This window comes from Olivibacter ginsenosidimutans, assembly GCF_039542865.1.
GTDB classification, from domain to species: Bacteria; Bacteroidota; Bacteroidia; order Sphingobacteriales; family Sphingobacteriaceae; genus Olivibacter; species Olivibacter ginsenosidimutans.
The window spans coordinates 282,150-306,248 of the sequence record NZ_BAABIQ010000008.1 but is presented as its reverse complement, the minus strand read 5'-3'; the positions used below and the strand labels follow the sequence as shown (position 1 = coordinate 306,248).

The following is a 24,099-nucleotide window of genomic DNA, read 5'->3' as shown; positions in this document are numbered from 1 at the left end:
AGTACATGACTAGCAGCGCAATAAGACAAGCATTTTTAGATTTTTTTAAGAATAAAGGGCATGAAATTGTTCCATCAGCACCTATTGTAGTAAAGAACGATCCAACGTTAATGTTTACCAATGCTGGTATGAACCAATTTAAGGAGCTCTTTCTGGGTGAAGCACCCATAAAATTTCCTAGAGTCGTTGATACACAACGTTGTTTGAGGGTTTCCGGTAAACATAATGACTTGGAAGAGGTAGGAATTGATACGTATCATCATACGATGTTTGAAATGCTGGGGAACTGGAGCTTTGGCGATTATTTTAAAAAGGAAGCCATTGCTTGGAGTTGGGAACTGTTGACCGAAGTATATAAAATTGATAAGGATAGGTTGTACGTAACGGTATTTGAAGGGGATGAGCAGGAGGGGCTTCCGGCCGATACGGAGGCATACGACTGTTGGAAAATGCATATCAACCCAGATCGTATTCTGAAAGGGAATAAAAAGGACAATTTTTGGGAAATGGGCGAAACCGGTCCATGTGGTCCGAGCTCTGAAATTCATATCGACTGTCGGAGCGAGGCAGAACGCCAAGCGGTTGACGGAGCCAATTTGGTCAATGCCGATCATCCACAGGTAATTGAAATTTGGAATAATGTGTTTATGCAATTTAACCGGCTCAAAGACGGTTCGTTACAACCGCTTCCAGCAAAGCATGTCGATACGGGAATGGGCTTCGAACGTTTGGTACGTGTATTGCAACACAAAACATCCAATTATGATACGGATGTTTTTCAACCTTTAATTAACGTCATTGCACAAGAAGCAAACGTTGTTTATGGAGCACAAGAATCTCAAGATATTGCGATGCGTGTAATGGCAGACCACGTACGCGCTATTGCTTTTGCTATTGCCGATGGACAATTGCCATCGAATAATAAAGCAGGTTATGTGATTCGGCGTATTCTACGTCGTGCAGTGCGTTACGCATATACTTTCCTTAATTTTAAGGAACCTTTCCTTCATAAATTGGTTCCCGTATTGGCTGCTCAATTTGAAGGTGTTTTTAACGAACTTTTTGCCCAACAGGATTTCGTTCAAAAAGTAGTTTTGGAGGAGGAAGCCTCCTTTTTACGAACATTGATTACGGGGATACAGCGATTTGAGGGGTATCATGCAGATGAAAATAAGGTAGTAAATGGTGATTTTGCTTTTGAACTTTACGACACCTATGGCTTTCCTATAGATTTAACAGCTTTGATGGCACGGGAAAAAGGTTGGGATATCGATATGAAAGGATTCGAAAAGGCACTGGATGAACAGAAGCAACGCTCTAGGGCTGCAACCACGATAGACACAGGCGATTGGGTAGTGCTAGATGAACATACAGACACCACATTCGAAGGTTACGATACGCTGCAAACCAATACCAAACTATTGAAATACCGTAAGATTTCTGTTAAAGGAAGGGATCAATATCAGTTAACGCTAGCCAATACACCGTTTTATGCGGAAGGCGGTGGACAGGTTGGTGATACGGGTACCTTAACAGATGAGCAAACAGGAGAGGTGATTGATATCCGTGATACGAAAAAGGAAAATGGATTGATTATACACTTCACCGATAAATTACCTACGCATTTGAGGGGTGTTTTCCTGGCTAAGGTTAATACGGAACGACGGGCAGCTATTGAGCGTAATCATTCGGCTACCCATCTGTTACATGCGGCGCTAAAAACAGTACTTGGAGCGCATGTAAATCAAAAAGGCTCTTTGGTAAACGATGAGGTTTTACGTTTCGATTTTTCGCATTTTGCGAAAGTTAACGAGGAAGAAATTACCCGGATAGAACATCTGGTTAACCAGAAAATCAGGGAGAACATTTTTTTACAAGAGCAACGTTCGGTTCCCTATGCAGAGGCCTTGGCTTCAGGTGTAACGGCTTTATTTGGCGAAAAATATGGTGATTATGTTCGGGTGATCACCTTTGACGATCACTTTTCAAAGGAATTATGTGGGGGAACGCATGTTGGCAATACCGGTAATATTGGTTATTTTAAGATTGTCGGAGAAAGTGCCGTGGCAGCTGGCGTACGCCGGATAGAAGCAATCACGGGAACAAAGGCTGATGATTTTATACAGGAACAGGGGAAATTGCTTCAACAATTGAAAGATATGTTGAAAAATCCAAAAGATTTATCAATTGCACTACATGCCCTGCTGCAGGAAAACCAGAAATTAAAGAAAGAAGTCGAAAAATTAACACAAGAAAAAGCGCATCAATTAAAGGATACGTTGATTAACCACGCTGAAGTGGTAAATGGCGTACGAATGATATTGGATATGGTGGAACTACCTAGTGCGGATGCTGTGAAGAGTTTAGCTTTTTCCATTAAGCAATCAGTACCAAAGGATTTATGTTTGGTATTGGCAGCCAATATTGAAGGTAAACCGCATGTAGCTGTTATGATAGCCGACAATTTAGTAAAAGAACGAAACTTAGATGCTGGAAAACTAGTTAGAGAATTAGCGAAAGAAATAAAAGGTGGGGGAGGTGGCCAGGCTTTCTTTGCTACGGCAGGTGGTAAGGATGTGAATGGCTTGCCTATTGTCTTGCAAAAAGCAAAAGCTTTGTTATCTTAGCGCATAAAAAAATATGACGGAGGAGGTGTATTGATGAGTGTTGGTGTTTTAGGTGGACTTCTAAAAAGTCATTAAAAATCAATCAAATGAAGAAATTATTAATCGCATTAAGTACGCTAGTGGCGTTAGCCGCTTGTAGCAATAAAGACCAATTTGTGCTTAATGGACAGCTTTCTAATAACGATAACGTAAAGAAAATATTTCTCTATGAAGGCGGAGAAATGGTAGATTCGGCTTTTTTGAATGATGATAATCAATTTAGATTTAGGCGTACCGCACCAATTCCACAATTTTATAATTTAAAAATTGGCGACAACAACTATTTTTTTGTGTTGTCTAACGGTGAAGAAGTAAATTTTAAGGCGAATATGAAAGATCCAAATGGTAACTACCAAGTAGAAGGATCTGAAACATCGTTAAAGATTAAAGCTTTTAGCGAAATCAATGCGCGTTACGCTGCTGTTTCAAGAGAAATTGAAGGCGAATTTCAAAAGCGCTTAAGCAAGGAACCAGGGAAAGAAAACGAGATTAGGGAAGAGCTTTTTGCAAAATACCAGAAAAATATGGATGAATTTTCGAAAGAGGTATTAGCTTTTGCCCATAAAAATGTGGATAATTTGGCTGGTTTCTATGCAATTAGTTCATTAGATCCTTCCGAGTATGAAACGGAAATGATTGCTTATGCTGATTTAATTAAAGACAAGTTTCCTAAGAACGAAACGGTAAGGGATTTTGTGACCCATATGGCAGAGTTAAAACCTTTAACAGTAGGACAGAAGGCACCTGACTTTGAGTTGTTGGATACAAAAGGCAAGACGGTAAAATTATCCGATTTTCGCGGCAAATATACGTTAGTGGATTTTTGGGCTTCATGGTGTGTCCCCTGTAGACAAGAAAATCCTAATATCGTTAAACAATACAATACGTTTAAAAACAAGAATTTTACCATTTTAGGTGTTTCATTGGACAATAACCAAGCTGCTTGGCTGAAAGCAATACAAGATGACCACTTAACGTGGACGCATGTTTCTGACTTACAGGCCTGGAATAGCAAAGCTGCTGAGTTATATAAAGTATCCAGTATACCAGCATCCTTTCTTTTAAATCCAGAGGGGATAATTGTTGCTAAGAATTTAAGAGGGGAGAAACTAGCTCAATTTTTAGAAAAAACCCTATAGCGGTTGTATAGGAAAATACTACTGGAGCATTCTCGTTATATTTAACTTTAACTAGATGTCAAGAGAAGGTTTAGGATTAACAATTTGTTAATATTGAGATAACGTTAACTTTCGATTAAGTACATAATTTAGCCAAAAATTATTCGTATGAGCAGTGCCAAATACAAGATACTCGTTGTTGATGATGAACCGGATATTGTAGAACTAATAGAATACAATTTAAAACGAGAAGGTTACACCGTTTTTACGGCCAATAATGGTCAAGAAGCGATTACTACTGCTCGGAGGGTCAGTCCGGATCTTATTATTTTGGATATCATGATGCCCAAGATGGATGGTATAGAAGCGTGTAGAATTATGCGTAGTATGCCTGAATTTAAGAATACATTTATGGTATTTTTAACTGCAAGAAGTGAAGAATATTCCGAAATTGCAGGATTCAATGTTGGTGCCGACGACTATATTGCCAAACCTATTAAACCAAGAGCCCTAGTTAGCCGGATTAATGCCATCCTCCGCAGAAATGCTAAAGGTGATGAAGTTTCGGAGAACAAAGTCGAGATTGCTGATTTAGTCATTGATAGAGAAACGTTTTTGGTCTATAAGAATAATGAAAAAATTGTTTTGGCTAAAAAGGAATTTGAGCTCTTGTATCTGCTAGCTTCAAAGCCGGGTAAAGTTTATACCCGCGAAACGATATTAAAAAGTATTTGGGAAGATTCTGTAGTCGTTACCAATAGAACCATCGATGTCCATATTCGGAAGTTAAGGGAAAAAATAGGTGATGATTACGTTTCTACAGTTAAGGGGGTTGGATATAAATTTGATCTGGTTTAGGCTATACGGAATAGTTACGTCGTTATCCTACATTTGCCTAAGGGAAAGAACAATTGTCGTTTTTTCATTTTTTTAACTCCTTAGAAAAACTGTTTATAACCTATTCTCGTTAGTAATCCTAATATACCAGTTGCTTACTCCTTAGGTTTTGAAAAGATTTTTTTAATCATTTAGGTGCTCTAACAATTATTGTATATCGTTTTATACATAATTTTTTATATATTGCCTTAATGTCAAGAAAAAATCATCTTCAAACCCGATATGGTATTCTGAAAGATAGTTCCGATTATAAATAATAGTTTTGCGGCGTAATCATTATTATTAGCTATGGGGATATATTATAAACAACTTGGGATAATTCCAGTAAACGATAACGATCGTTTAAGAAAATTATACCGGTATCATATCCTGAATACTCCACCTGAAGATAGTTTTGATAAGATTGCTAAGCTCGCAATGGATTTGTTCGAGTCGACTAGTGCCTTTATTTCATTTGTAGATCGGAAAAAGGTTTTCTTAAAATCGGATACAACAGGTCAATTTGAACGCTATACCAATAGGGAAGACAGTTTGTGCTCGTGGACAATTTTACAGGATCATGTTGTTGTTTTTAACCAAATTGAAGATGCGGCATCTATTATTATCGATCCGGATTACTTTAAATTGACGGGTGTTAATTTTTATGCCGCTACTCCTATACAAACACCTGATGGCTATAAAATTGGTGCTTTATGCGTCGTTGATCCTAACCCTAAATATCCTTCAGAAAAACAGTTGAAAATGCTGCACAGCTTGGGATCTATCATTACGGATGAGTTGGAATTTAGATTGGCTACGCGTAATGCGGTGCGTGTGCAGACTGATTTGATGAATGTTGCCGTACACGACCTAAAAAATCCGTTAACATCCATTAAATTGTATGCGCAGCTCATCCAAAGGGAAGCCAACTGTCCGAATAATTTACGAGCCATGACCGATCGAATCATTAAATCTTCTGATTTCATCCTGTCTAACTTGAATGATTTATTAAACTTATCGCAGATTGAGGATGGAGCGATGAAGCTCAAAATTGAGGCTTGTACAATGGATCCGCTATTTAAAGACCTGGTTACGGACTTTGAAATTATCGCGAATCAAAAAAAACAGCAACTTGTTTTCGAAAATCACCTCAAAAAACCTATTGCAGGAGACAAAATGCGTTTAAGGGAAATCTTTGAGAATTTGCTCAGTAATGCATTAAAGTATTCCTTTCCCGAAACCACTATAAAACTGATCGCGCAAGAGCATGACCACAAAGCGTTAATTGAAGTTCGCGATAAAGGACAAGGATTGTCGGAGCAGGATAAAACAAAATTATTTAAGAAGTTTGCCCGACTTAGTGCTGTGCCTACAGGAAAGGAAAGGAGTAATGGTTTAGGCTTATCTATTGTAAAAACATTGGTAGAGCTTCATAGTGGTAAAATTTGGGCAGAAAGCGAAGGCAAAGGAAAAGGAGCCACGTTTTTTGTTTCTTTACCTTTAGTGGAAAGTTAACATTAACCTTCCCTGATATTTACTAGGTCCTGTCGTAGCTTCAAATAGGTAAAATATTAGAATCCTTTTTTTACCTTTGTGCCCTATGGAAGAAAACGTAGTGCGTGTCAAATTCCCAAAGTTTAAGGATCTCATACTTTTTGAAGATGATCATTTAATCGTTGTCAATAAACCGGCATTTATCGCTTCGCTGGACGAAAGGCGCGGAGGAGAAGTGAATATGTTACGCCTAGCAAAACAATATCATGCTGACGCTCAGATATGCCACCGTATTGATAAGGAAACTTCCGGCTTGTTGCTCATTGCGAAAGATCCGGAAACGTATCGTGCCGTTTCTATAGCATTTGAACGACGGCAGGTGAAGAAAATTTATCATGCTATTATTGGAGGAATACACGTATTTGATGACCTCAAAGTTGATTTACCCATTTTGAATTTGGGAAATAAAAATGTTACTATTGACAGGGCGAATGGTAAATTAGCGGAAACTTGGTTCAAGTCCATAAATTACTTTAAACATTTTACGTTGGTAGAATGTAGACCTATTACGGGTAGAATGCACCAAATACGAATACATTTGGCAACGCAACACGCTGCTATTGTGGGAGACACCTTATACAAAGGTAAGCCTGTTTATCTTTCGCAGTTAAAGCGGGGGTATACTATTGGAAGAGGACAGGAAGAACAACCTATCATGAAACGCTTTGCGCTACATGCGCGTGAATTGTATTTTAGTATCCATGACAAATCCTATCATTTTGAAGCACCTTATCCAAAAGATTTTTCAACACTTTTAAAACAATTGGAGAAATTTGATTCCTAAGATAAGCATTAACCTGACTTTTTAGGTGGTAAAACGTGGTGCTACGATTAAGTCCTTGGGATCTTTCCGGTAGTCATAAAAACCAATTTCAGTCTTAATTCCCAATTGTTTGGCGGCAACCATATTAACCAATAATGGACAAGGAGCATATTTCGGATTGCCAAATCCCTCCTGCAATACCTTTAATATAGCCAAGCATACATCTAAGCCAATGAAATCAGCTAGTTGTAGCGGTCCCATTGGATGGGACATTCCTAATTTCATAACGGTGTCAATTTCATGGATGCCCGCAACACCTTCGTATAGGCTATAGATCGCTTCATTGATCATGGGCATTAAAATCCGGTTGGCAATGAAGCCTGGATAATCCTGGACCGCAACAGGAATCTTTTCTAATTGACGAGCCAGTGCCATAACGGTGTCAGTAACTTCGTCACTGCTGGCATAGCCTCGTATCACCTCTACTAATTTCATGACGGGTACCGGATTCATGAAATGCATGCCAATGACTTTGTCTGGTCTGTTGGTTACCGCAGCAAGTTTGGTAATGCTGATAGATGACGTATTGGACGCTAATATCGTCTCTGGAGGACATAATTGATCTAAGGTTTGAAAAAGGTCTAATTTAATTGGCGTTTGTTCTGTCGCTGCTTCTATTACGAAGTGTGTATGGACAACCGCTTCTTCCAATCGAGTAAAGGTCTTGATACGGCTAAGTATAGCGGTCTTTTCCTCCGCTATCAGTATGGATTTTTGTATCTGCCGATCTAAGTTCTTTTCAATGGTTGTTAATGCGTTGCTTAAGGCCTTTTCATGCAGATCTACTAGCGAGACATGGAAGCCGTACTGCGCAAAAGTATGGGCTATTCCATTACCCATAGTGCCTGAACCAATTACAGTGATGTGTTGTATCATGGATCAAATTGATTTATTCTGTTTTCATGCCACTAATGGTTTTTTGCATTTGGGCCATCATTGTGGTTAGCGTTTCCAGACTTGGCTCGCTTGTAGGTTCCGGGAAATGAGTGCTGATAAAAGCTTTTGCTTTCCAGATTTCTAATATGTCTGGTGATTCCACCCAATATGGTTCGTATACTTTATTATCGGAAAGTAATTTTAATCCCTTATCTTCTTTAAATTTGTAGGCAACACGTTTATAGACAATTCCGTCTGCCTTCGAGATGATCACATAGGTTTGCCCAGGTTTAATATCGAACCAGTTTTCAAGATATTCACCAATGACAATCGTGCCTGATTGTAGAGGAAGCATAGAGTCGCCTTTTAATTCAAAAGCCCTATAGGTACCTTGTTTAAAGAACGGCAATCTGAATTTGGGTAATTCACTAATGTAATCGGGGTCAGCATAGCCATTCAAATAGCCCGCACTAGCTTTTACAGGTACAAGCTCAATGTTTTCGCGGTCCTCTCCATCTACCGTGATACTCAATACACGAACACTGGAGGCATCGCCTTTGGGAGTCGGTTTCCATTTGTCGTCAATTTTTTCATTAACCAACTCATCCATAGTTAATTCATAATAAGATGCGAATTTTTTTAGTAATTCGTATTTAGGTTCTGCACGATCCTCTTCATAAGCGCCTACCAAAGAACGTTTAATTTCCATTAAATCAGCGAATTGCTGCTGTGTATGGCCTTTTTTCTTGCGAAGATATTTTAGATTGGATGCAATATTGCTCATTTTTAAAATAATTTTGTTTTTACTAATATTGTTAGTATTATTGTGCCAATAAAGTTAGTAAATAAAAATTAATTAGCGAAAAATTTTAGTGTATTTTGTTATGAAGCATTTTGTCTATATTTTAACGGATTGTAATCGCAAACATCTGCATGTGGGTTTAACCGATCATTTATTGGAAACCGTGGCGTTTTACAAGCAGCATAAGCAGCTATTTTTTGATGCTGCAAATAAAGTTTCCCGATTGGTTTACTTTGAGGAATTTAATGCAGAAGAACCCGCGATTTCTCGTTTTCATATATTAGCAAGCTTTACAAGGTCTCAAAAAGAACGATTGATTCGCGCATCCAATAAAGATTGGCGAGATTTGAGCTTACGTTTGGCTACAGAAAGTTTATTCGTCAATATACAACAGTCCATGCGCCTTTCTTCAATAAGTGCCTAACATGGCCGGTTTACTTACCATCCTGGTGCAAAATTAAGTCCGAAAGTGCCAAATTTAATGTCCTTTCTGTTAAATGGTATGGCGTAATAAGGTTCTAGCACAAAATAGCCGAAAAGATTGACCCGTAGGGATATACCGGCACTTAAGGCAGGAACCTTCTCATAAATATTTACTTTTGAACCATCATCGTTTGTTTGAGTTTCTATTAAATCAGGTTCTTTTTTAAAAGCAATCTTGTCACCAGCACTCCAAGCTAGCCCCGCATCAAAAAAGACATTCAGATCAGAAAAAAGCAGTCCCGATTTGATTGCGGCAAGCTTTTCAGGTCCAGTAAAAGGAAGCCGTGCCTCAAGATTAACTACTGCAATCCTTGAACCCATTAATTGGTTAACATCAAAACCACCTTGGGTCGCATTGCTATTATTGTTATAAAATGAAGCGGATTCATACCCTCTTATTAAAAACGGATAGCCTATGTATAATGGATAAAGCTGGTCTTCTCCACTGCCAACACGCATATAGGTATATGCCCTAGCTGCTAAGGTTACGGGTTTAATGCGTTGGTACTTCCGTAAATCGACTGTATAGCCCATAAAACTGAAATCGCCGAAATATTTTTCTGCAGAAAGCCGATATCGATAACCACTTAAAGGAGCAGCGACACCGAAAAAGGAGTTATCCCCTACGAAAGCGGCGTTTAATTGTTGTAATGTAAAAGAATTGAAGTTGCCGCCATATGTCGCACTTGCTTCTTCGTTAGACAGCTTCCGCTTATCACTACCATAATAGTAAAGTGTATTTGGATCATAATAATTACTATATCGATCTACGCGATAACTGTAATGGGCAAAGGCGCCTCCTAGCTCAACACGTGTTGTACGAGATATGGGATAAGCTGCAAAGGCATCAATCTGATCTTGGAATGTCCGGATAATATCCGTGTTTTCCGTGTAATAAGTGTTGCCGTTAATGGTTTCATAGCCGTAACTCATTAGACCGGACATAAAAGGAATGTGTGAAATGGATGCTCCCCAAGTGATCCTTCCTTTTTGGTTGATATAGGCAAATTGCCCACCAAAATCATAAATTTCACCATTAATGGCTAAGCCCGCAAATAGCTGATTTCTACCAAGAATATCAGAAAAAATGCCTTGGATACCACTGGCGAGCCCTGCACCATACCGACTGTTAACGGCTACACCAACACCACTTCCTTGCAGGTAGTCTAATTGGAATTTCGGTTGATAGGGTATGGGTTTTATAGTCGACTTTGCTACTCGTTGGAAAATATTATAATTCTTTAGATTGCTATTGATAACGTCTACCCCAAGTGATTGGGGAGGCGGTAATAGTGCCGCGTCAAAGTTTACGTCGTTACTAGACACTTCTACTGGACTGAAATCGGATGGTTTGGCATTATAAATGGTATATTTCTGTGCTCGATAGTAAGAATAAAGGATATCATCGTTAGCCGAAACACTTAAGGCTGGCGAATATTCGGTAATACCACTAATACCAGTGAAGTAATCGGTCATTCTTTCTATTTTTCCAGAATCAAAAGTGTACCGGTATAAGTTACGAAAACCATCTCTGTTAGAAAGGAAATAGAGTTGACTGTCATCGGCAGAAAACTGCGGATTCAAGTTATTGGCATTAGGGAAAATGTCAATCTTTTGGATTTCCTTGGTCGTCAAATCAATAATGGCTAAGCCTAAAGGTATATCGACACCTTCATAGCCACTTTCTAAACTTAAGCGATCGGTACTGAATACTAACTTTTTACCATCTCTGGAAAAACTGGGATGATAATCAGAATATTGATCATTGGTAAGTTGCGTTATCTTCTTGGTGTTCAGGTTATATAAATAAATATCACTATAACCGTTTTTTAATCCAGAAAACGCAATGGTATTTCCGTCGGGCGACCAAGCTATATTCGAAAACTCTCCAATATCACCCATAGCTTCCAAAGATAACGTCTTCCCCTTGTCAACGTCTATAATAAGCAATTTTGATTTGCCCTGGCTGAATACACTGTAAGCAAATTTTTTGCTATCGTTGGAAAAAGACCCCGCACTCTCAATATAACTAAAATCATCAATATGGGAATTACTTTGTGTGCTACCCAATTTTCGTATAATCTTACCCGTTCGAGCGTCCGCCAAAAATAAGTCAATGCTAAATAGTTCTTTCTCCGATAAAAAAGCAACGTATTTTCCATCGGGCGAAATAGTAGGGGAGACGTTCATATTGCCCCCATTTTTATTATTTATAATTACCTTTCCTTTAGGTACTTGGGCGGTGTCTGTTAGCAAGGATTTATAGGCATTTTCGATACTGGTACGCCAAAGGTTAGAAAGGGTGGCTTCATCATAGCCAAAGGTATATTTAATAGCCGTTTGATAGCCATATTTGGCTGTGTTTTTAAAAAATGGAACAATTACGGTATCACCATAAGTCGAACCAATGTAGGCCCAAAATGCTTGCCCATAGCGATAGGGGAAGTATTTATTGCTTTCGGTAAGGTCTCTTAAGCTGGGAATATCTTTGTTTAGGTAAGCATCCCGCATCCACATAGCCGTAAATGCGTCTTTTTTACCAATGGACAGGTATTCGGCCATCCCTTCGACCATCCATAGCGGAAGGTTGCCGATGTTTTCAAGTTTGGTAGAATCACCTTCAATTAAGGTATGGTATTGGAAGGCATGTACCAATTCGTGTCCTAAAACATGTCTTGTTTGGTTGTTAATGAGCATGATGGGCATAACTACCCGATTTTTAAGTGCTTCTGTGACCCCACCAGTACCTAAACTGATTTCGCCGCCGATAGCGGTAGTCTGTTGGAAATCTGGATGATTATTGTATAGAATCAGCGGATTTTTACGCAGAAAAGTATCTCGAAAAACCTGTTGATGTAATTCGTACCACAGTTCTCCTTCTTGCATGAAACGCGTAAGCAAACTATCGTTTTTGAGGTAGGTGTAAAAATCAAAGTGCGGACTTTCCTTTACTTTAAAATTTAATGCTTTATACCTCATTTTGTTTTGCCCAAAATATTGACCGAATGTTGTTGTAGCATAACATACAAAAAGCATAAGGAAAGCGAAAGAGAGCCATAATTGTCTGGTTAGGGAGGCGTGTTTCATATTTACTGAGGTACCGTTTGAATTACTAAATTAAAGCTTAAGATTCATTTACGCAACTTTATCCTGTGCATAACTTTGTTATTTTTGCTTCAGCTGATCATCGATATGATTCATTTCTTCGTCGTTATATATGGGTATCGTTGGTTTTAATTCAACAGGAAGCCTCTCATCACTTGATATACTATCCTGAGCGATGATCCGCGGACTGGGGCAATTATATTTTCGGGTAATGGGTACGGTTGGCTCAGGCAGTGGTCCATAACTATAACCGCTGTTTGGATCATGATATAATTTTTCCATAAATTTTGCAAAAATAGGTAAAGCCGTATGTGAGCCTTCGCCAGTTGCCGAATTTCTGAAATGAATGCTTCGCTCGTCATTACCCACCCAAACACCTGTTACCAGGTCTTTGGTGATACCCATATACCATCCATCAACATAATCTGAAGAGGTTCCCGTTTTGCCACCTATTTGATTACCTTTTTTCCATAAGTCCCACTCCCAAAGCGCTTGTGAGGTCCCCCCAGGCTCATCCATCGTGCCGCGTAGCATATAGGTCATAAGCCAGGCTATTTCTTCACTTAATACACGTTTGGACTTTGGTTTGAAGGTTGCCAACACATGACCATCCTGATCCGTTATTTTTTGCACTAGTATAGGGTCATTGTGAATGCCTTTATTTAGGAACGTTGCATATGCGCTAACCATTTCATATACCGTTACATCATTGGAACCTAAACTTACAGACGGAACAGACGCTAAATAGCTGGTAATACCGCATCGATGAGCGGTCTTTACCACATTATCCCATCCTACTTTTTCGGTGATTTGTGCCGTAACAGAATTCACGGATCTTCCCATCGCCCATCGAAGAGACATATTGATACCCGTGAAATTCCAATCGGCATTTTTGGGCTCCCATGTCTTCGCTTCTCCATTTTCCGTGTATTCTATTTTTACGGCTTTATCCTGAAATTTATCACAGGGAGACATACCTTGCTCTAAGGCAGTCAGATAAGCAAAAGGTTTAAACGTTGAACCAGCCTGTCGCTTTGCCTGATTAACATGGTCATATTTAAAATATTGGTGATTGATGCCACCTACCCATGCTTTTACTTCAGCCGAATAAGGATCCATAACCATCATGCCAGTATTTAAAAGTTTAGCATAATGAGCGAGTGAATCTAGCGTAGAGTAGGATACCTCTTTCATCCCATCCCAAGTAAACACGTTCATCTCCTTGGGTTGGTTCAGGTAAAAATCAATGCTGTCGGTATTTCCTTTATATTTTGTTTTCAAAAAAGTGTATAAAGGCAATTTTTTAGCAAGGTTTTCTAAAAAATTTTCAATTACCGTTCCTTTTGAATCGCGCCAAGGCAATTCATTTCCCCAAACACTCGCTAGCCTTTTTTGCAAAACAGCCATTTGTTCGTAAGCTGCTTCTTCGGCATATCGTTGCAATCGCGAATCTATGGTGGTATATACTTTTAATCCATCCTCATATAAGTCGTAATCATTCTCCTCACACCATTTTTCAATAAAACGCTCCGCTGCACCCCGAAGATAAGAATCTTCTTTGCCTTCTTCGTCTACGCTACCTAAGCTGAGATCTAGAGAAGATTTCGTGTAAACCTTGTATTGATCGAGACTAAGAAAGCCCGCCTTTTGCATTTGGCTAAGCACTATATTTCTTCTTTCGGTTGAACGTGCAGGATTCCGTACCGGATTGTATAACGTGGTGGCTTTTAACATGCCTATCAGTAAGGCTGCTTGAGGCGCGGTAACCGCATTTGTGTTTTGATTAAAATAACGTTTAGCTGCCGTTTTAATGCCGTAAGTGTTGTTTCCAAACGATACCGTGTTTAGATACATGGTCAAAATATCCTCTTTGCTATATCGGCGCTCTAATTTTATAGCAGTGAACCACTCTTTTATTTTAATAATAACCATGCGAAGCCCTGGAACCTTGCCTAATAAGCCCGCGGACTGATTATAACGTGTTCTAAAAAGGTTTTTAGCCAGCTGCTGGGTAATCGTGCTACCCCCACGTTTGTCTCCTTGTGCTGTAGAAACTAAACTGGAAATTACGGCACGGAAATCGACTCCATGGTGTTGGAAAAAACGAATATCTTCAGTTGCAACCAACGCGTGTACGATGTTTTTTGATATACTATCGTAAACGACCGGCGAGCGGTTTTCCCGAAAATAACGGCCAATTAATTTACCATCGGCGGTGTAAAGTTCGGAAGCAATGTTCAATGTTGGAGCCTGAATATCTTTAGCGGTAGGTGAGTAACCAAAAAGTCCTAAAAAGTTGAGTTCAATCGCACATAAAAATATAATGACGAAATATATGGTAATAACCAGGTAACGAAGAAACTTGTTTTTAATTCTTCTGAACATATGGTAAATATCTAAAATGAATGCTAAAAATAAATGTAAAAAAATGTTAAAAGGTTATTTCTGTCTGGATTATACGCTGTAAGTACACATTGGCCTTAAACAAATCTCGAAAAAAAAATTAGTAATCTACTACTACAGCTAATATTAAAGTAAACTGATAGACGGTCAACATATGGAGATGATGAATATTACAACGAAGGGAAAGCGATGATGTGTGCAGGGAGAATCATTTAAATCTGATCGATTCTAATCCAATCCATACCCGCAGCTTCAGCAGCGGCAACCCCGGGATTTCCATCTTCAAATACGATGCATTCTTTCGGCTCAATACCTAACTTTTCGGCTGCGGCCAAAAAAGGATCCGGAAATGGCTTACCTTTTGGCGTTTCACCAGCACAAATTAGCACATCTATATAATCCGTTAATCCTAATACAGCTAATGTCTTCTGTACTGTAGTTCGTGTTCCTCCAGATACGACACCGATACACGCATTTGGGGCATTTTCTTTTAAATGTTCTGTAACGTAAGCGATAGGCTGTGTTTTTTCGATATATTTTTCAAAAAATATGGCGGTTTTTTCTGCTGAAAACGTATCGGGTAAGGCTACATGATATCGTTTGCTAATTTCATCCGCTACCAGCTTTGTTGGCCATCCCGCCAATTCATCGATAATATTTGTATCTAGATCAATACCATAGTTAGCAGCAGTTTCTTTATATGCTAATTTATGAGCCATCATATTATCGGCTAACGTTCCGTCGCAATCATACAATAAAGCTTTATATTTTCCTTGGGTTTTCTTGTTGAGTATGGCTAATTTATCTAATGTGTCTGTATTCATGGATGTAAAATTCGAATCCCAAAAGTAAAAATTAAAAATTCAAAAGTAAAAAGTAAAAACTCCGTCTGCTGGCAGACTCATGGTGCCATAAAAAAACAAACAACAATCAATAACTCAAAAGTAAAAAAGCAGAACGCTACTTGTCGCTGCGACCGCTACTAAAAGTCTTGATACTGATGTCCTGGCACTAACAACCAATAAACCAATAACTAACAACCAATAACTACGAATAACCGTACTATCCTTTATATTTGAACCATTTAATCAACTCACGATAACTCGCTTTTTTACCATACATCAGAATACCTACTCGATATACGCGGGCAGCTATATAGGTCGTGAGTAAGAATCCGATAATCAGGAGTGCGATGGATAACATGAGCTGCCAGGCGGGAACTCCAAAAGGAATACGTACTAACATACCAATTGGTGAAGTAAATGGAATCATGCTTAACCAAAACGCTAGTGAGCCGTGAGGGTTATTAACCAACACGGAAAAAGACAGCATATAGGTAAAAAGTAAAGGCATAATGATGGGCAACATAAATTGTTGGGTTTCCGTTTCGCTATCGACAGCAGAGCCAACCATGGCAAATAAAGCACTATAAAGTAAATAGCCTCCAATAAAATAAATTAAGAAACAACTGACGATCTGTCCATAGTCAATTGTCTTGATACTTTCGATAATACGCTGCATTTTAGACTGGCTTTCGGATGTGTGGCCGGAAGAAGTGTCCTCTTCTTGGCTATCGGTGCTATGTTGCTGGATTGTGGAGATGCTTTCCTTCGTCTGGTTAAGTAAAAGAGAAGACGCTGCTCCCATGAGTCCGACGGATAATATAATCCATAATACAAACTGCGTAACACCAACTAATCCGATGCCAATAATCTTTCCCATCATTAATTGAAACGGTTTTACTGAAGAGATCACCACTTCTATAATACGGTTACTTTTTTCCTCAATAACGCCGCGCATCACTTGATTGCCATATAAGAAAAGCGATAGGTATATTAAAATCGATAAACCAAAACTTATCCCAATGGCAGCGCCTACACTGCTGTCTTTTTCTCCCTCTACGGTTAATTGTTTCGATTTAATAGTTACATCTGCTTTGATGCTGTTTAAAACGTGCATGTCAATTCCAGCCTCTTTAAGTGCTCTTGACTTCAGAATATTATTTAATTTATCCTCTATCGTATTTAGGGTATTGATACCTTTTTTCTCCGTGTCGTAAAGTTCAACCGTTTGCGAGTGGACAATATCTGCAGGAATAATTAATAATACAGTATGTTCTTCACCCTGTTCCATGGTTTTTTTTAGATGCTCAACAGGTTCTGTTGCGGGAATAAATAGCAGGTGATCAGTATTGGTTAATTGATCGGCAATAAAACCAGATTGATCAATGACACGGACCGTGGTAACGGGTTCTTGATTGTTTAGTGCAACATAAAAGATAATAGCGTACATGCCAATGAAAAGTAGCGGCACTAAAAAAGTGGTTATCAAGAATGATTTCTTTTTAACCCTGGTGAGGTATTCACGGTGTATAATGAGCAGTATTTTATTCATTATTTTTGATTTGCATCTATAGCGGTAACTTCCTTAATAAAAATATCATGTATGGAAGGGATAAGTTCTTCGACATGTAAGATTTCGACCAACGGAATAAGATAGGTAAGTACCTGATTGATGGTGTTTTCTGTTGCTATTTTAATTCGTAGGGTAGTAGTAGCTTCACTTATTTGACGATCTTCAATGGCAAACAAATCATTTGAAGCAATCTCCCGCAGGCCTTGATAACTTATCCGAAATGTATTTTCACGATAATTGTTTTTAATCCCTTTAACCGAACCATCCAATATTTTTTTTGATCGATTAATTAGGGCTATATGATGGCATAATTCTTCAACAGATTCCATTCGATGTGTCGAAAAAATAATGGTCGTACCATTGGAATTCAATTCCAAGATTTCTTGCTTAATCAGATCGGCATTTACTGGGTCAAAACCAGAAAAAGGTTCGTCTAAGATTAATAGATCTGGTTGATGGAGTACCGTTGCTACAAACTGTACTTTTTGTTGCATTCCCTTGCTTAGATCTTCCACCTTTTTATTCCACCACGATTGCATTTCCATTTTTTCAAACCAATGTTTAATGCGTTGCTTAGCGTCATCTTTTGATAAGCCCTTAAGTTGGGCCAAATAAAGTAATTGGTCACCAATTTTCATTTTTTTGTATAGACCACGTTCTTCAGGCAGGTATCCAATTTTGGGGATATGTTTGGATTGTAGGGGTTCGCCGTCAAATAAAATTTCTCCACTATCTGGAGCGGTAATTTGATTAATAATCCGGATTAATGATGTTTTTCCGGCTCCGTTAGGGCCTAGCAAGCCAAAAATTGTTCCCTTATCAACAGTTAACGATACATGATCTAACGCGCAATGAGCCGCATATTGTTTGACAATATTGTTAATTTTTAGCATGTAGGTTATTCTTTCACATTAGATGGTCTTTGAAATGTTTTGTTACATCTGATTTAAGATTATCCCATAAAAAAGAAAGGCCCGCCAATTCGGCAGGCCTTTCTTATAAAATAGATATGGATAAATTTTAGAAATAAAACTGAACACCAAGTTGGGGTGCGAAGAAATCGCTAGCCAACCCGAAAGAATTCGTAATGACTTTATGGCCAGTAGCTTCATCTTTTACGCGGTCATTTCCATAGTATAGACCACGAACACTAAGTTCAATTCCTACATTTCTGTGTGGGAAGAAAGCTAATCCGGGAGATAATTGTACCCCATAATGGGCTACTGATTGTGTTTTCGTTCCATCTTCTTTTTCACTGCTCCAGGCCATAGGTACAGAGAGCTGTCCGAAGAATTTAAATAGTTCGTTGCCTTTATACGCACGGGCGAAAGGAGATACAACAAAAGCATTATCTTTTATCTTAACATCAGATCCGGTATAGTGTTGGCTATATTGATAACCTATGCCTGTACCAATCGCTACGTTATCACTTATAAAATAACCAATATTAGGTACTACATTGAAGCTTTGGGCAGCATGATCGGTACCATTCACTTTTTCATAGTTGTATCCTACGGAACCTCCTAAAAATAATCGTCCTTGTTCAGTTTGGGCTTGTGCGGCAAAGGTTAAGGCTAGGGCTGCGGTAAGGGTTAAAAATAATTTTTTCATGTTTAATAGTGTAATAAAGTTAACATTTTTCTGTCAGTTATGATGCTGACTTTTTTAACTATTTAGTCAATATATGTGCCGTTGTTGATCAAGTGGCAATTAAAAAGAGTAAAAACCAATCAATATGGAATTTGCATGACATTTAAAAAATAAAGGATATTGTGCTTTAAATGGTATAAAATGTAACAATTTAAGTAGATGAGTGAAATAGATTCTTGATGACCGAGGTTTAGGTTTATTAGTATGCTGACTATTTGTCTAATAATGTCAGTTTTAGACAAATAGTCATGACGAAAAAAAGCATCGATACCCTATAGGTCGATGCTTTTTATCTATTGCTATCGTTTTTTATGTTATTCAAAAAATTCCTTTACACGTTCAAAGAAACTTTTTTCATGTTTGCCGGGTTGCGGTTTAAAATTAGGAGATTCTCGCAATGCTTCTAATTGATCCCTTTCTGTTTGTGAAACAGCTTTTGGAGTCCATACATTGACATAAACCAATTGATCTCCCTTGTGGTAAGAATTAATTTCAGGGATACCCTTTCCTTTCAAACGGAGGATTTTTCCACCTTGTGTTCCAGGATCTATTTTGATTTTGGCTTTACCATCAATGGTAGGCACTTCGATACTGGCACCTAAAACAGCGTCGATAAAGCTTATGTATAAATCATATATAACATTATTTCCATCGCGCTTTAATACTTCATGGGGGAGTTCTTCAACGAGAATAATTAGATCGCCGGGAACGCCACCCCTAGGTGCGGCATTTCCTTTGCCACTCATTGAAAGTTGCATCCCTTCGCTCACGCCAGCAGGAATGTTGATGCTAATGGTTTCTTCACCACGTACTAATCCTTCTCCATGGCATGTAGTACACTTAGCCGTAATTTCAACACCTTCACCGTTACAAGTAGGGCAAGTACTCGTCGTTTGCATTTGTCCTAATATCGTATTGGTAACCCGCCTTACACTTCCCGTTCCGCCACAGGTGCGGCAAGTAGATGTCGAAGAGCGATCTTTAGCCCCGGTACCGTCGCAGGTTTTACAAATGACTTGTTTATTGACCTTTATCTTTTTCTCTGTACCGTTGGCTATTTCATCTAGGGTTAATTTTACCTTGATCCTTAAGTTTGTGCCTTTAGATTGGCGCCTTCCACCTCTGGATTGACCACCTCCGCCAAAGAAACTTTCAAAGGGATTCCCTCCTCCAAAGATATCACCAAAGTTGCTGAAGATGTCTTCCATATTCATGCCACCGCCAAAACCGCCGCCGGCACTGTTACCCGCATGGCCGAATCGGTCATAACGTTGGCGTTTTTCCGGATTACTCAATATCTCATAAGCTTCGGCTGCTTCTTTAAATTTTTCTTCCGCTTCTTTATTATTCGGATTTTTATCCGGGTGATATTTAATCGCAAGCTTCCGGTAAGCAGATTTAATTTCTACCTGTTCCGCATTTCTTGATACACCTAATATATCGTAATAATCTCTTTTTGCCATTTTTATACAGATTCGCTTCCTACAACTACTTTTGCATAACGCAATACTTTGTCATGCAGAAAATAACCCTTTTCCACTTCATCAATAACTTTTCCTGCAAGTTCTGGCGTAGGTGCCGGAATACGGGTGATCGCTTCATGTAAATCCGGATTAAAATCTTGCCCAATAGATTCCATTTCTTTTAAACCTTTTTTAGAAAGGATAGATTTTAGTTTTTGATAAACGAGCTCTATACCTTCTTTTATAGAAGCGACATCTTGCGTATTTTCCATAGCCTTGCGCGCACGCTCAAAATCATCGAGAACGGTTAATAAATCGCTGATCACTTCTTTTCCAGCCGTTTGTAAAAATTCTACACGTTCTTTCGATGTGCGACGTTTATAATTATCGAACTCAGCATACAAACGAAGATATTTATTATTGGCTTCGGTTAATTCTTGCTGTAATTTTTCCTCTGCCGTGGCTGTTTCATCAACAGCCGTTTCATCTGCATCATCGCTTAAACCGGTCTTGTTATGTATGCGCGCTTCATTTACAGATTCAAGCTCTTCCGCGATATCCTTGTTTTCCAAATTTTGGTTTTCTTCGGTATTTTCGTTCTTGTGTTGTTCTTCCATAACTCTAAAAGCAATTCAAAATAATCATGCCACCTCAAATTTTTTGCCAAGGCATAATTAACGCCACTATGTCAGTGTTTATCAGAAACGACTAACATAATGACGGTTCAATAGTTGCTTTGTCAGAAAACGAGACTTCCTTCTTAAGCAATAGTTACATTATCATGTAGAATGCCTGATTCGGTTTTTACGATCCGGGAAGGCATATTGCGGATAATTTGATAATCGTGCGTAGCCATTAATACGGCTGTGCCTGCACGGCTAATTTCTTTCAGCAATAAGACAATTTCTTCTGAAGTATTTGGATCAAGGTTTCCGGTTGGCTCATCAGCTAAAATAACTTCTGGATCGTTTAATAAGGCCCTGGCAATAACAACACGTTGTTGTTCGCCTCCAGACAATTCATGGGGCATTTTTTTTAGTTTAGATCGCAATCCCACTTTATCTAATACGTCAAACATTCGTTCTCTAATCAGGCTCTTATCCTTCCAACCCGTTGCACGCATAACAAACTCTAGGTTTTTCTCAACCGTACGGTCTGTCAGCAGATGAAAATCTTGAAAAACAATGCCTAACTTTCTGCGCAAATAAGGGATATCCCGATCGTGTAGTTTCTTTAGGTCAAAACCAGCAACCAACCCATCGCCTGTGGCAATAGGCAAATCTCCATAAATGACTTTTAATAAACTACTTTTTCCTGAACCTGTTTGGCCAATCATAAAAACAAATTCTCCCGAATCGATCTGTAAATTTACATTAGAAAGTACGAGATGTTTTTGTTGATAGATGTCTATATTCTTAAGTTTAATGACGGTACTTGCAATCATGTTAAATGCTTATTTTTTTTATTTGTCCAAACGGTAGCTCATTTACGATACCCATAATATGTTCTTGTAGGTGGCCTAGCCCAATTTTCTCTAAAGATTTATCCGGTCTATCCACTCTAAAATAGGCCAATAGCGTAAAGTTTTCATCACGCAATTGTACGTAATCTGGAATTTTAGCTACGCCCTTAACCTTTATAATGTACATATATGCCAAAGTTAGTACATTCTGCGAAATATTATCTTTTTCAACGTAGATTTTCCCGTTATCGTATGTTATATCGTTTATTGCGTTTCCCCTTTCTTTGTAAATAGTAGTCAATCGATAGTTTTCCTGCACCGCTAAAAAATAGGGAAAGAGATGAAGCTAACATAAAGAGGGCAGGGAAGGTGTTCGCATATACGTCTCCTATATGTACAAATAAAATGGCAAAAATAAAATTGATGATCATTAAGAGGGCGGCAATCCGCTGATAATAGCCTGCTATAAATAAACAGCCGCAGATAAACTGTGTATATACAGATAGATAAGCTAAAGTAGGATAAGGCAGTTGATGCTCACGTAAAAATGAAATAAATTCTTGCATATGGAGCCGATAGAGGATGTTATCCATTACCCCTTGTATGAGATGGTAACCGGCAACAAGTCTTATAAAAAGAGGGCCCCACTGCCCGTATTTTTTTGAGAAGATATTAGGTCTATTCTCGAACATAATCATTATGTTGCTAGTGGTAACAAGAACCAAACATACTGAAAATTATGCTTTTATGAAAACGAACGCAGCAAACCCTTTGCCTTCATCTGTTGTCAGGAGAAGTTCGGACCCCTGGCCGCGCTTCGGTTCTCATCCCTTCTAAAAAAAGAAAAACCTTTCGAAAGAAAGGTTTATTTGTTCACCCGAAGGGATTGTTGGCGTCCCACTTACCACTTACACCAAGCTGCCAAGAAAAAGTTCGAACCCCTGGCCGCGCTTCGGTTCTCATCCCTTCTAAAAAAAGAAAAACCTTTCGAAAGAAAGGTTTATTTGTTCACCCGAAGGGATTCGAACCCCCATCATCAGAACCGGAATCTGACATTCTATCCATTGAACTACGGGTGAGAAATCTTCGGCAAAGATAACATTAATATTCGCCTTAGCAATACCTAAACGTTAAATCTGAAATGCATGATGTCCCCATCTTCCACCAGATAGGTTTTACCCTCGACGTTTAATTTGCCTGCCTCTTTGCATGCATTTTCCGATCCATACGTAATGAAGTCTTGGTATTTGATGACTTCCGCCCGTATAAACCCTTTTTCAAAATCGGTATGTATTACCCCGGCTGCTTGTGGAGCAGTGAAACCCTTATTGATTGTCCATGCCCTTACCTCTTGCACACCCGCTGTAAAATAGGTGGCCAGGTTAAGTAATTTATAGGCAGCACGGATCAATTTGTGTACCCCTGATTCAGTAAGACCCAAATCCTCTAAAAATAACTGCCGTTCTTCATAGCGCTCTAGTTGACTGATTTCGGATTCAATTTGTGCAGAAATAACCAGCACTTCTGCATTTTCATCTTTAACAGCATCCTTTACGCGAGCTACATAATCATTGCCATTTATGACAGATGCCTCGTCAACATTGCATACATATAAAACAGGTTTTACGGTGAGTAGACTTAAGTCACTGATATACTGAAAGTCTTCCTCTGATATTGGGGCGGTTCGTGCGGATTTGCCGGATTCGAGATGATTTTTTACAATAGATAACAGATCAAAAGTTTTTTTGGCATCCTTATCTCCTCCTGTTTTCGCCATCTTTTCAACCTTTTGGATACGCTTGGTTACTGTATCTAAATCTTTTAGTTGTAATTCCGTGTCGATGATTTCCTTATCCCGTATAGGATCAACGGAGCCATCTACATGGATGACATTTCCGTTATCAAAACATCGAAGTACATGGATAATAGCGTTGGTGGTACGAATATTACCTAAAAATTGATTACCTAAGCCCTCACCTTTACTTGCTCCTTTTACTAGCCCCGCTATATCAACGATTTCAATGGTGTTGGGTACCACTCGTTGCGGTTTTACCAACTCTGCTAATTTATTCAACCGTTCGTCGGGTACTGAAATAACACCCACATTGGGTTCAATCGTACAGAAAGGAAAGTTAGCCGCTTGTGCTTTGGCATTTGATAAACAGTTAAATAAGGTAGATTTTCCTACGTTGGGTAAACCAACGATCCCACATTGAAGTGCCATTAATTTTGTTTTATTCGTTTTGTTACAATTGCCGCAAAGATAGGAAATAAAAAGATTTTGTAGTACACGAGTTTTTATTACTGAAAAAGCTTTTGTCGAGTAAAAAATAAAAAATATTTCAAAACTTTTTAAAAAAATATAATAAGTATATTGATTTTATTAAAATAGTTTTTATGTTT

The 24,099-nt window shown here is 38.7% G+C and carries 20 protein-coding genes and 1 tRNA gene; 6 read left to right on the top strand and 15 right to left on the bottom strand.

Going from position 1 to position 24,099, the window contains the following annotated elements:
• The first annotated feature begins 5 nt into the window (after positions 1 to 5).
• From alaS to ABD930_RS08545, 5 genes are all read left to right on the top strand, one after another.
• The gene (gene alaS / locus ABD930_RS08565) at positions 6 to 2,627 is read left to right on the top strand and encodes an alanine--tRNA ligase (protein WP_345231303.1); all 2,622 of its coding nucleotides are present in this window, start codon (positions 6 to 8) and stop codon (positions 2,625 to 2,627) included.
• A gap of 86 nt (positions 2,628 to 2,713) precedes the next feature.
• Positions 2,714 to 3,805 (top strand): peroxiredoxin family protein, encoded by a 1,092-nt coding sequence (locus ABD930_RS08560; RefSeq protein WP_345231302.1) that lies wholly within the window; start codon positions 2,714 to 2,716, stop codon positions 3,803 to 3,805.
• A gap of 147 nt (positions 3,806 to 3,952) precedes the next feature.
• Positions 3,953 to 4,642: a response regulator transcription factor gene (locus ABD930_RS08555; protein WP_345231301.1), complete on the top strand. Its 690-nt coding sequence runs from the start codon at positions 3,953 to 3,955 to the stop codon at positions 4,640 to 4,642.
• 327 nt (positions 4,643 to 4,969) lie between these two features.
• Positions 4,970 to 6,175 (top strand): GAF domain-containing sensor histidine kinase, encoded by a 1,206-nt coding sequence (locus tag ABD930_RS08550; RefSeq protein WP_345231300.1) that lies wholly within the window; start codon positions 4,970 to 4,972, stop codon positions 6,173 to 6,175.
• Positions 6,176 to 6,260: 85 nt separating this feature from the next.
• A complete protein-coding gene (locus ABD930_RS08545; protein WP_345231299.1) occupies positions 6,261 to 6,998 on the top strand; it encodes an RluA family pseudouridine synthase in 738 nt (245 codons plus the stop codon).
• 21 nt (positions 6,999 to 7,019) lie between these two features.
• On the opposite strand, the gene ABD930_RS08540 is transcribed toward ABD930_RS08545, so the two are convergent.
• Positions 7,020 to 7,913, bottom strand: coding sequence for a 3-hydroxyacyl-CoA dehydrogenase NAD-binding domain-containing protein (locus ABD930_RS08540; RefSeq protein WP_345231298.1), 894 nt, complete (start codon positions 7,911 to 7,913; stop codon positions 7,020 to 7,022).
• 13 nt (positions 7,914 to 7,926) lie between these two features.
• Positions 7,927 to 8,697 (bottom strand): XRE family transcriptional regulator, encoded by a 771-nt coding sequence (locus ABD930_RS08535; protein ID WP_345231297.1) that lies wholly within the window; start codon positions 8,695 to 8,697, stop codon positions 7,927 to 7,929.
• A 100-nt stretch (positions 8,698 to 8,797) separates the two neighbouring features.
• Here ABD930_RS08535 and ABD930_RS08530 point away from each other — a divergent pair, with 100 nt between their 5' ends.
• Positions 8,798 to 9,139: a GIY-YIG nuclease family protein gene (locus ABD930_RS08530; RefSeq protein WP_345231296.1), complete on the top strand. Its 342-nt coding sequence runs from the start codon at positions 8,798 to 8,800 to the stop codon at positions 9,137 to 9,139.
• A 14-nt stretch (positions 9,140 to 9,153) separates the two neighbouring features.
• Here ABD930_RS08530 and ABD930_RS08525 read toward each other — a convergent pair whose 3' ends face one another.
• The 13 genes from ABD930_RS08525 to ychF form a co-directional block, all read right to left on the bottom strand.
• On the bottom strand, positions 9,154 to 12,177 hold the full coding sequence (locus ABD930_RS08525; RefSeq protein ID WP_345231295.1) for a DPP IV N-terminal domain-containing protein: 3,024 nt from the start codon (positions 12,175 to 12,177) through the stop codon (positions 9,154 to 9,156).
• Positions 12,178 to 12,363: 186 nt separating this feature from the next.
• Positions 12,364 to 14,688: a transglycosylase domain-containing protein gene (locus ABD930_RS08520; RefSeq protein WP_345231294.1), complete on the bottom strand. Its 2,325-nt coding sequence runs from the start codon at positions 14,686 to 14,688 to the stop codon at positions 12,364 to 12,366.
• A gap of 230 nt (positions 14,689 to 14,918) precedes the next feature.
• Positions 14,919 to 15,530: an HAD family hydrolase gene (locus ABD930_RS08515; protein ID WP_345231293.1), complete on the bottom strand. Its 612-nt coding sequence runs from the start codon at positions 15,528 to 15,530 to the stop codon at positions 14,919 to 14,921.
• A 238-nt stretch (positions 15,531 to 15,768) separates the two neighbouring features.
• Entirely contained in the window at positions 15,769 to 17,100 is a 1,332-nt protein-coding gene (locus tag ABD930_RS08510) for an ABC transporter permease (protein ID WP_345231292.1), read from the bottom strand.
• Positions 17,100 to 18,014 (bottom strand): ABC transporter ATP-binding protein, encoded by a 915-nt coding sequence (locus tag ABD930_RS08505; RefSeq protein ID WP_345231291.1) that lies wholly within the window; start codon positions 18,012 to 18,014, stop codon positions 17,100 to 17,102. Before ABD930_RS08505 ends, ABD930_RS08510 begins: the two co-directional genes overlap by 1 nt.
• 127 nt (positions 18,015 to 18,141) lie before the next feature.
• Positions 18,142 to 18,732, bottom strand: a complete 591-nt coding sequence (locus tag ABD930_RS08500) for an outer membrane beta-barrel protein (protein ID WP_345231290.1) — start codon at positions 18,730 to 18,732, stop codon at positions 18,142 to 18,144.
• A gap of 353 nt (positions 18,733 to 19,085) precedes the next feature.
• Positions 19,086 to 20,234 (bottom strand): molecular chaperone DnaJ, encoded by a 1,149-nt coding sequence (gene dnaJ, locus ABD930_RS08495; protein ID WP_345231289.1) that lies wholly within the window; start codon positions 20,232 to 20,234, stop codon positions 19,086 to 19,088.
• A gap of 2 nt (positions 20,235 to 20,236) precedes the next feature.
• Positions 20,237 to 20,851, bottom strand: coding sequence for a nucleotide exchange factor GrpE (locus ABD930_RS08490; protein ID WP_345231288.1), 615 nt, complete (start codon positions 20,849 to 20,851; stop codon positions 20,237 to 20,239).
• A 143-nt stretch (positions 20,852 to 20,994) separates the two neighbouring features.
• Positions 20,995 to 21,678: a cell division ATP-binding protein FtsE gene (locus tag ABD930_RS08485; protein WP_345231287.1), complete on the bottom strand. Its 684-nt coding sequence runs from the start codon at positions 21,676 to 21,678 to the stop codon at positions 20,995 to 20,997.
• A 1-nt stretch (position 21,679) separates the two neighbouring features.
• Complete coding sequence (locus ABD930_RS08480) at positions 21,680 to 21,883, bottom strand: fructose-6-phosphate aldolase (RefSeq protein WP_345231286.1); 204 nt, start codon at positions 21,881 to 21,883, stop codon at positions 21,680 to 21,682.
• A 58-nt stretch (positions 21,884 to 21,941) separates the two neighbouring features.
• The gene (locus tag ABD930_RS08475) at positions 21,942 to 22,388 is read right to left on the bottom strand and encodes a DoxX family protein (protein WP_345231285.1); all 447 of its coding nucleotides are present in this window, start codon (positions 22,386 to 22,388) and stop codon (positions 21,942 to 21,944) included.
• A 315-nt stretch (positions 22,389 to 22,703) separates the two neighbouring features.
• Positions 22,704 to 22,775, bottom strand: a tRNA-Arg gene (locus tag ABD930_RS08470).
• Positions 22,776 to 22,819: 44 nt separating this feature from the next.
• Complete coding sequence (gene ychF, locus ABD930_RS08465; RefSeq protein WP_345231284.1) at positions 22,820 to 23,920, bottom strand: redox-regulated ATPase YchF; 1,101 nt, start codon at positions 23,918 to 23,920, stop codon at positions 22,820 to 22,822.
• Positions 23,921 to 24,099: the final 179 nt, after the last annotated feature.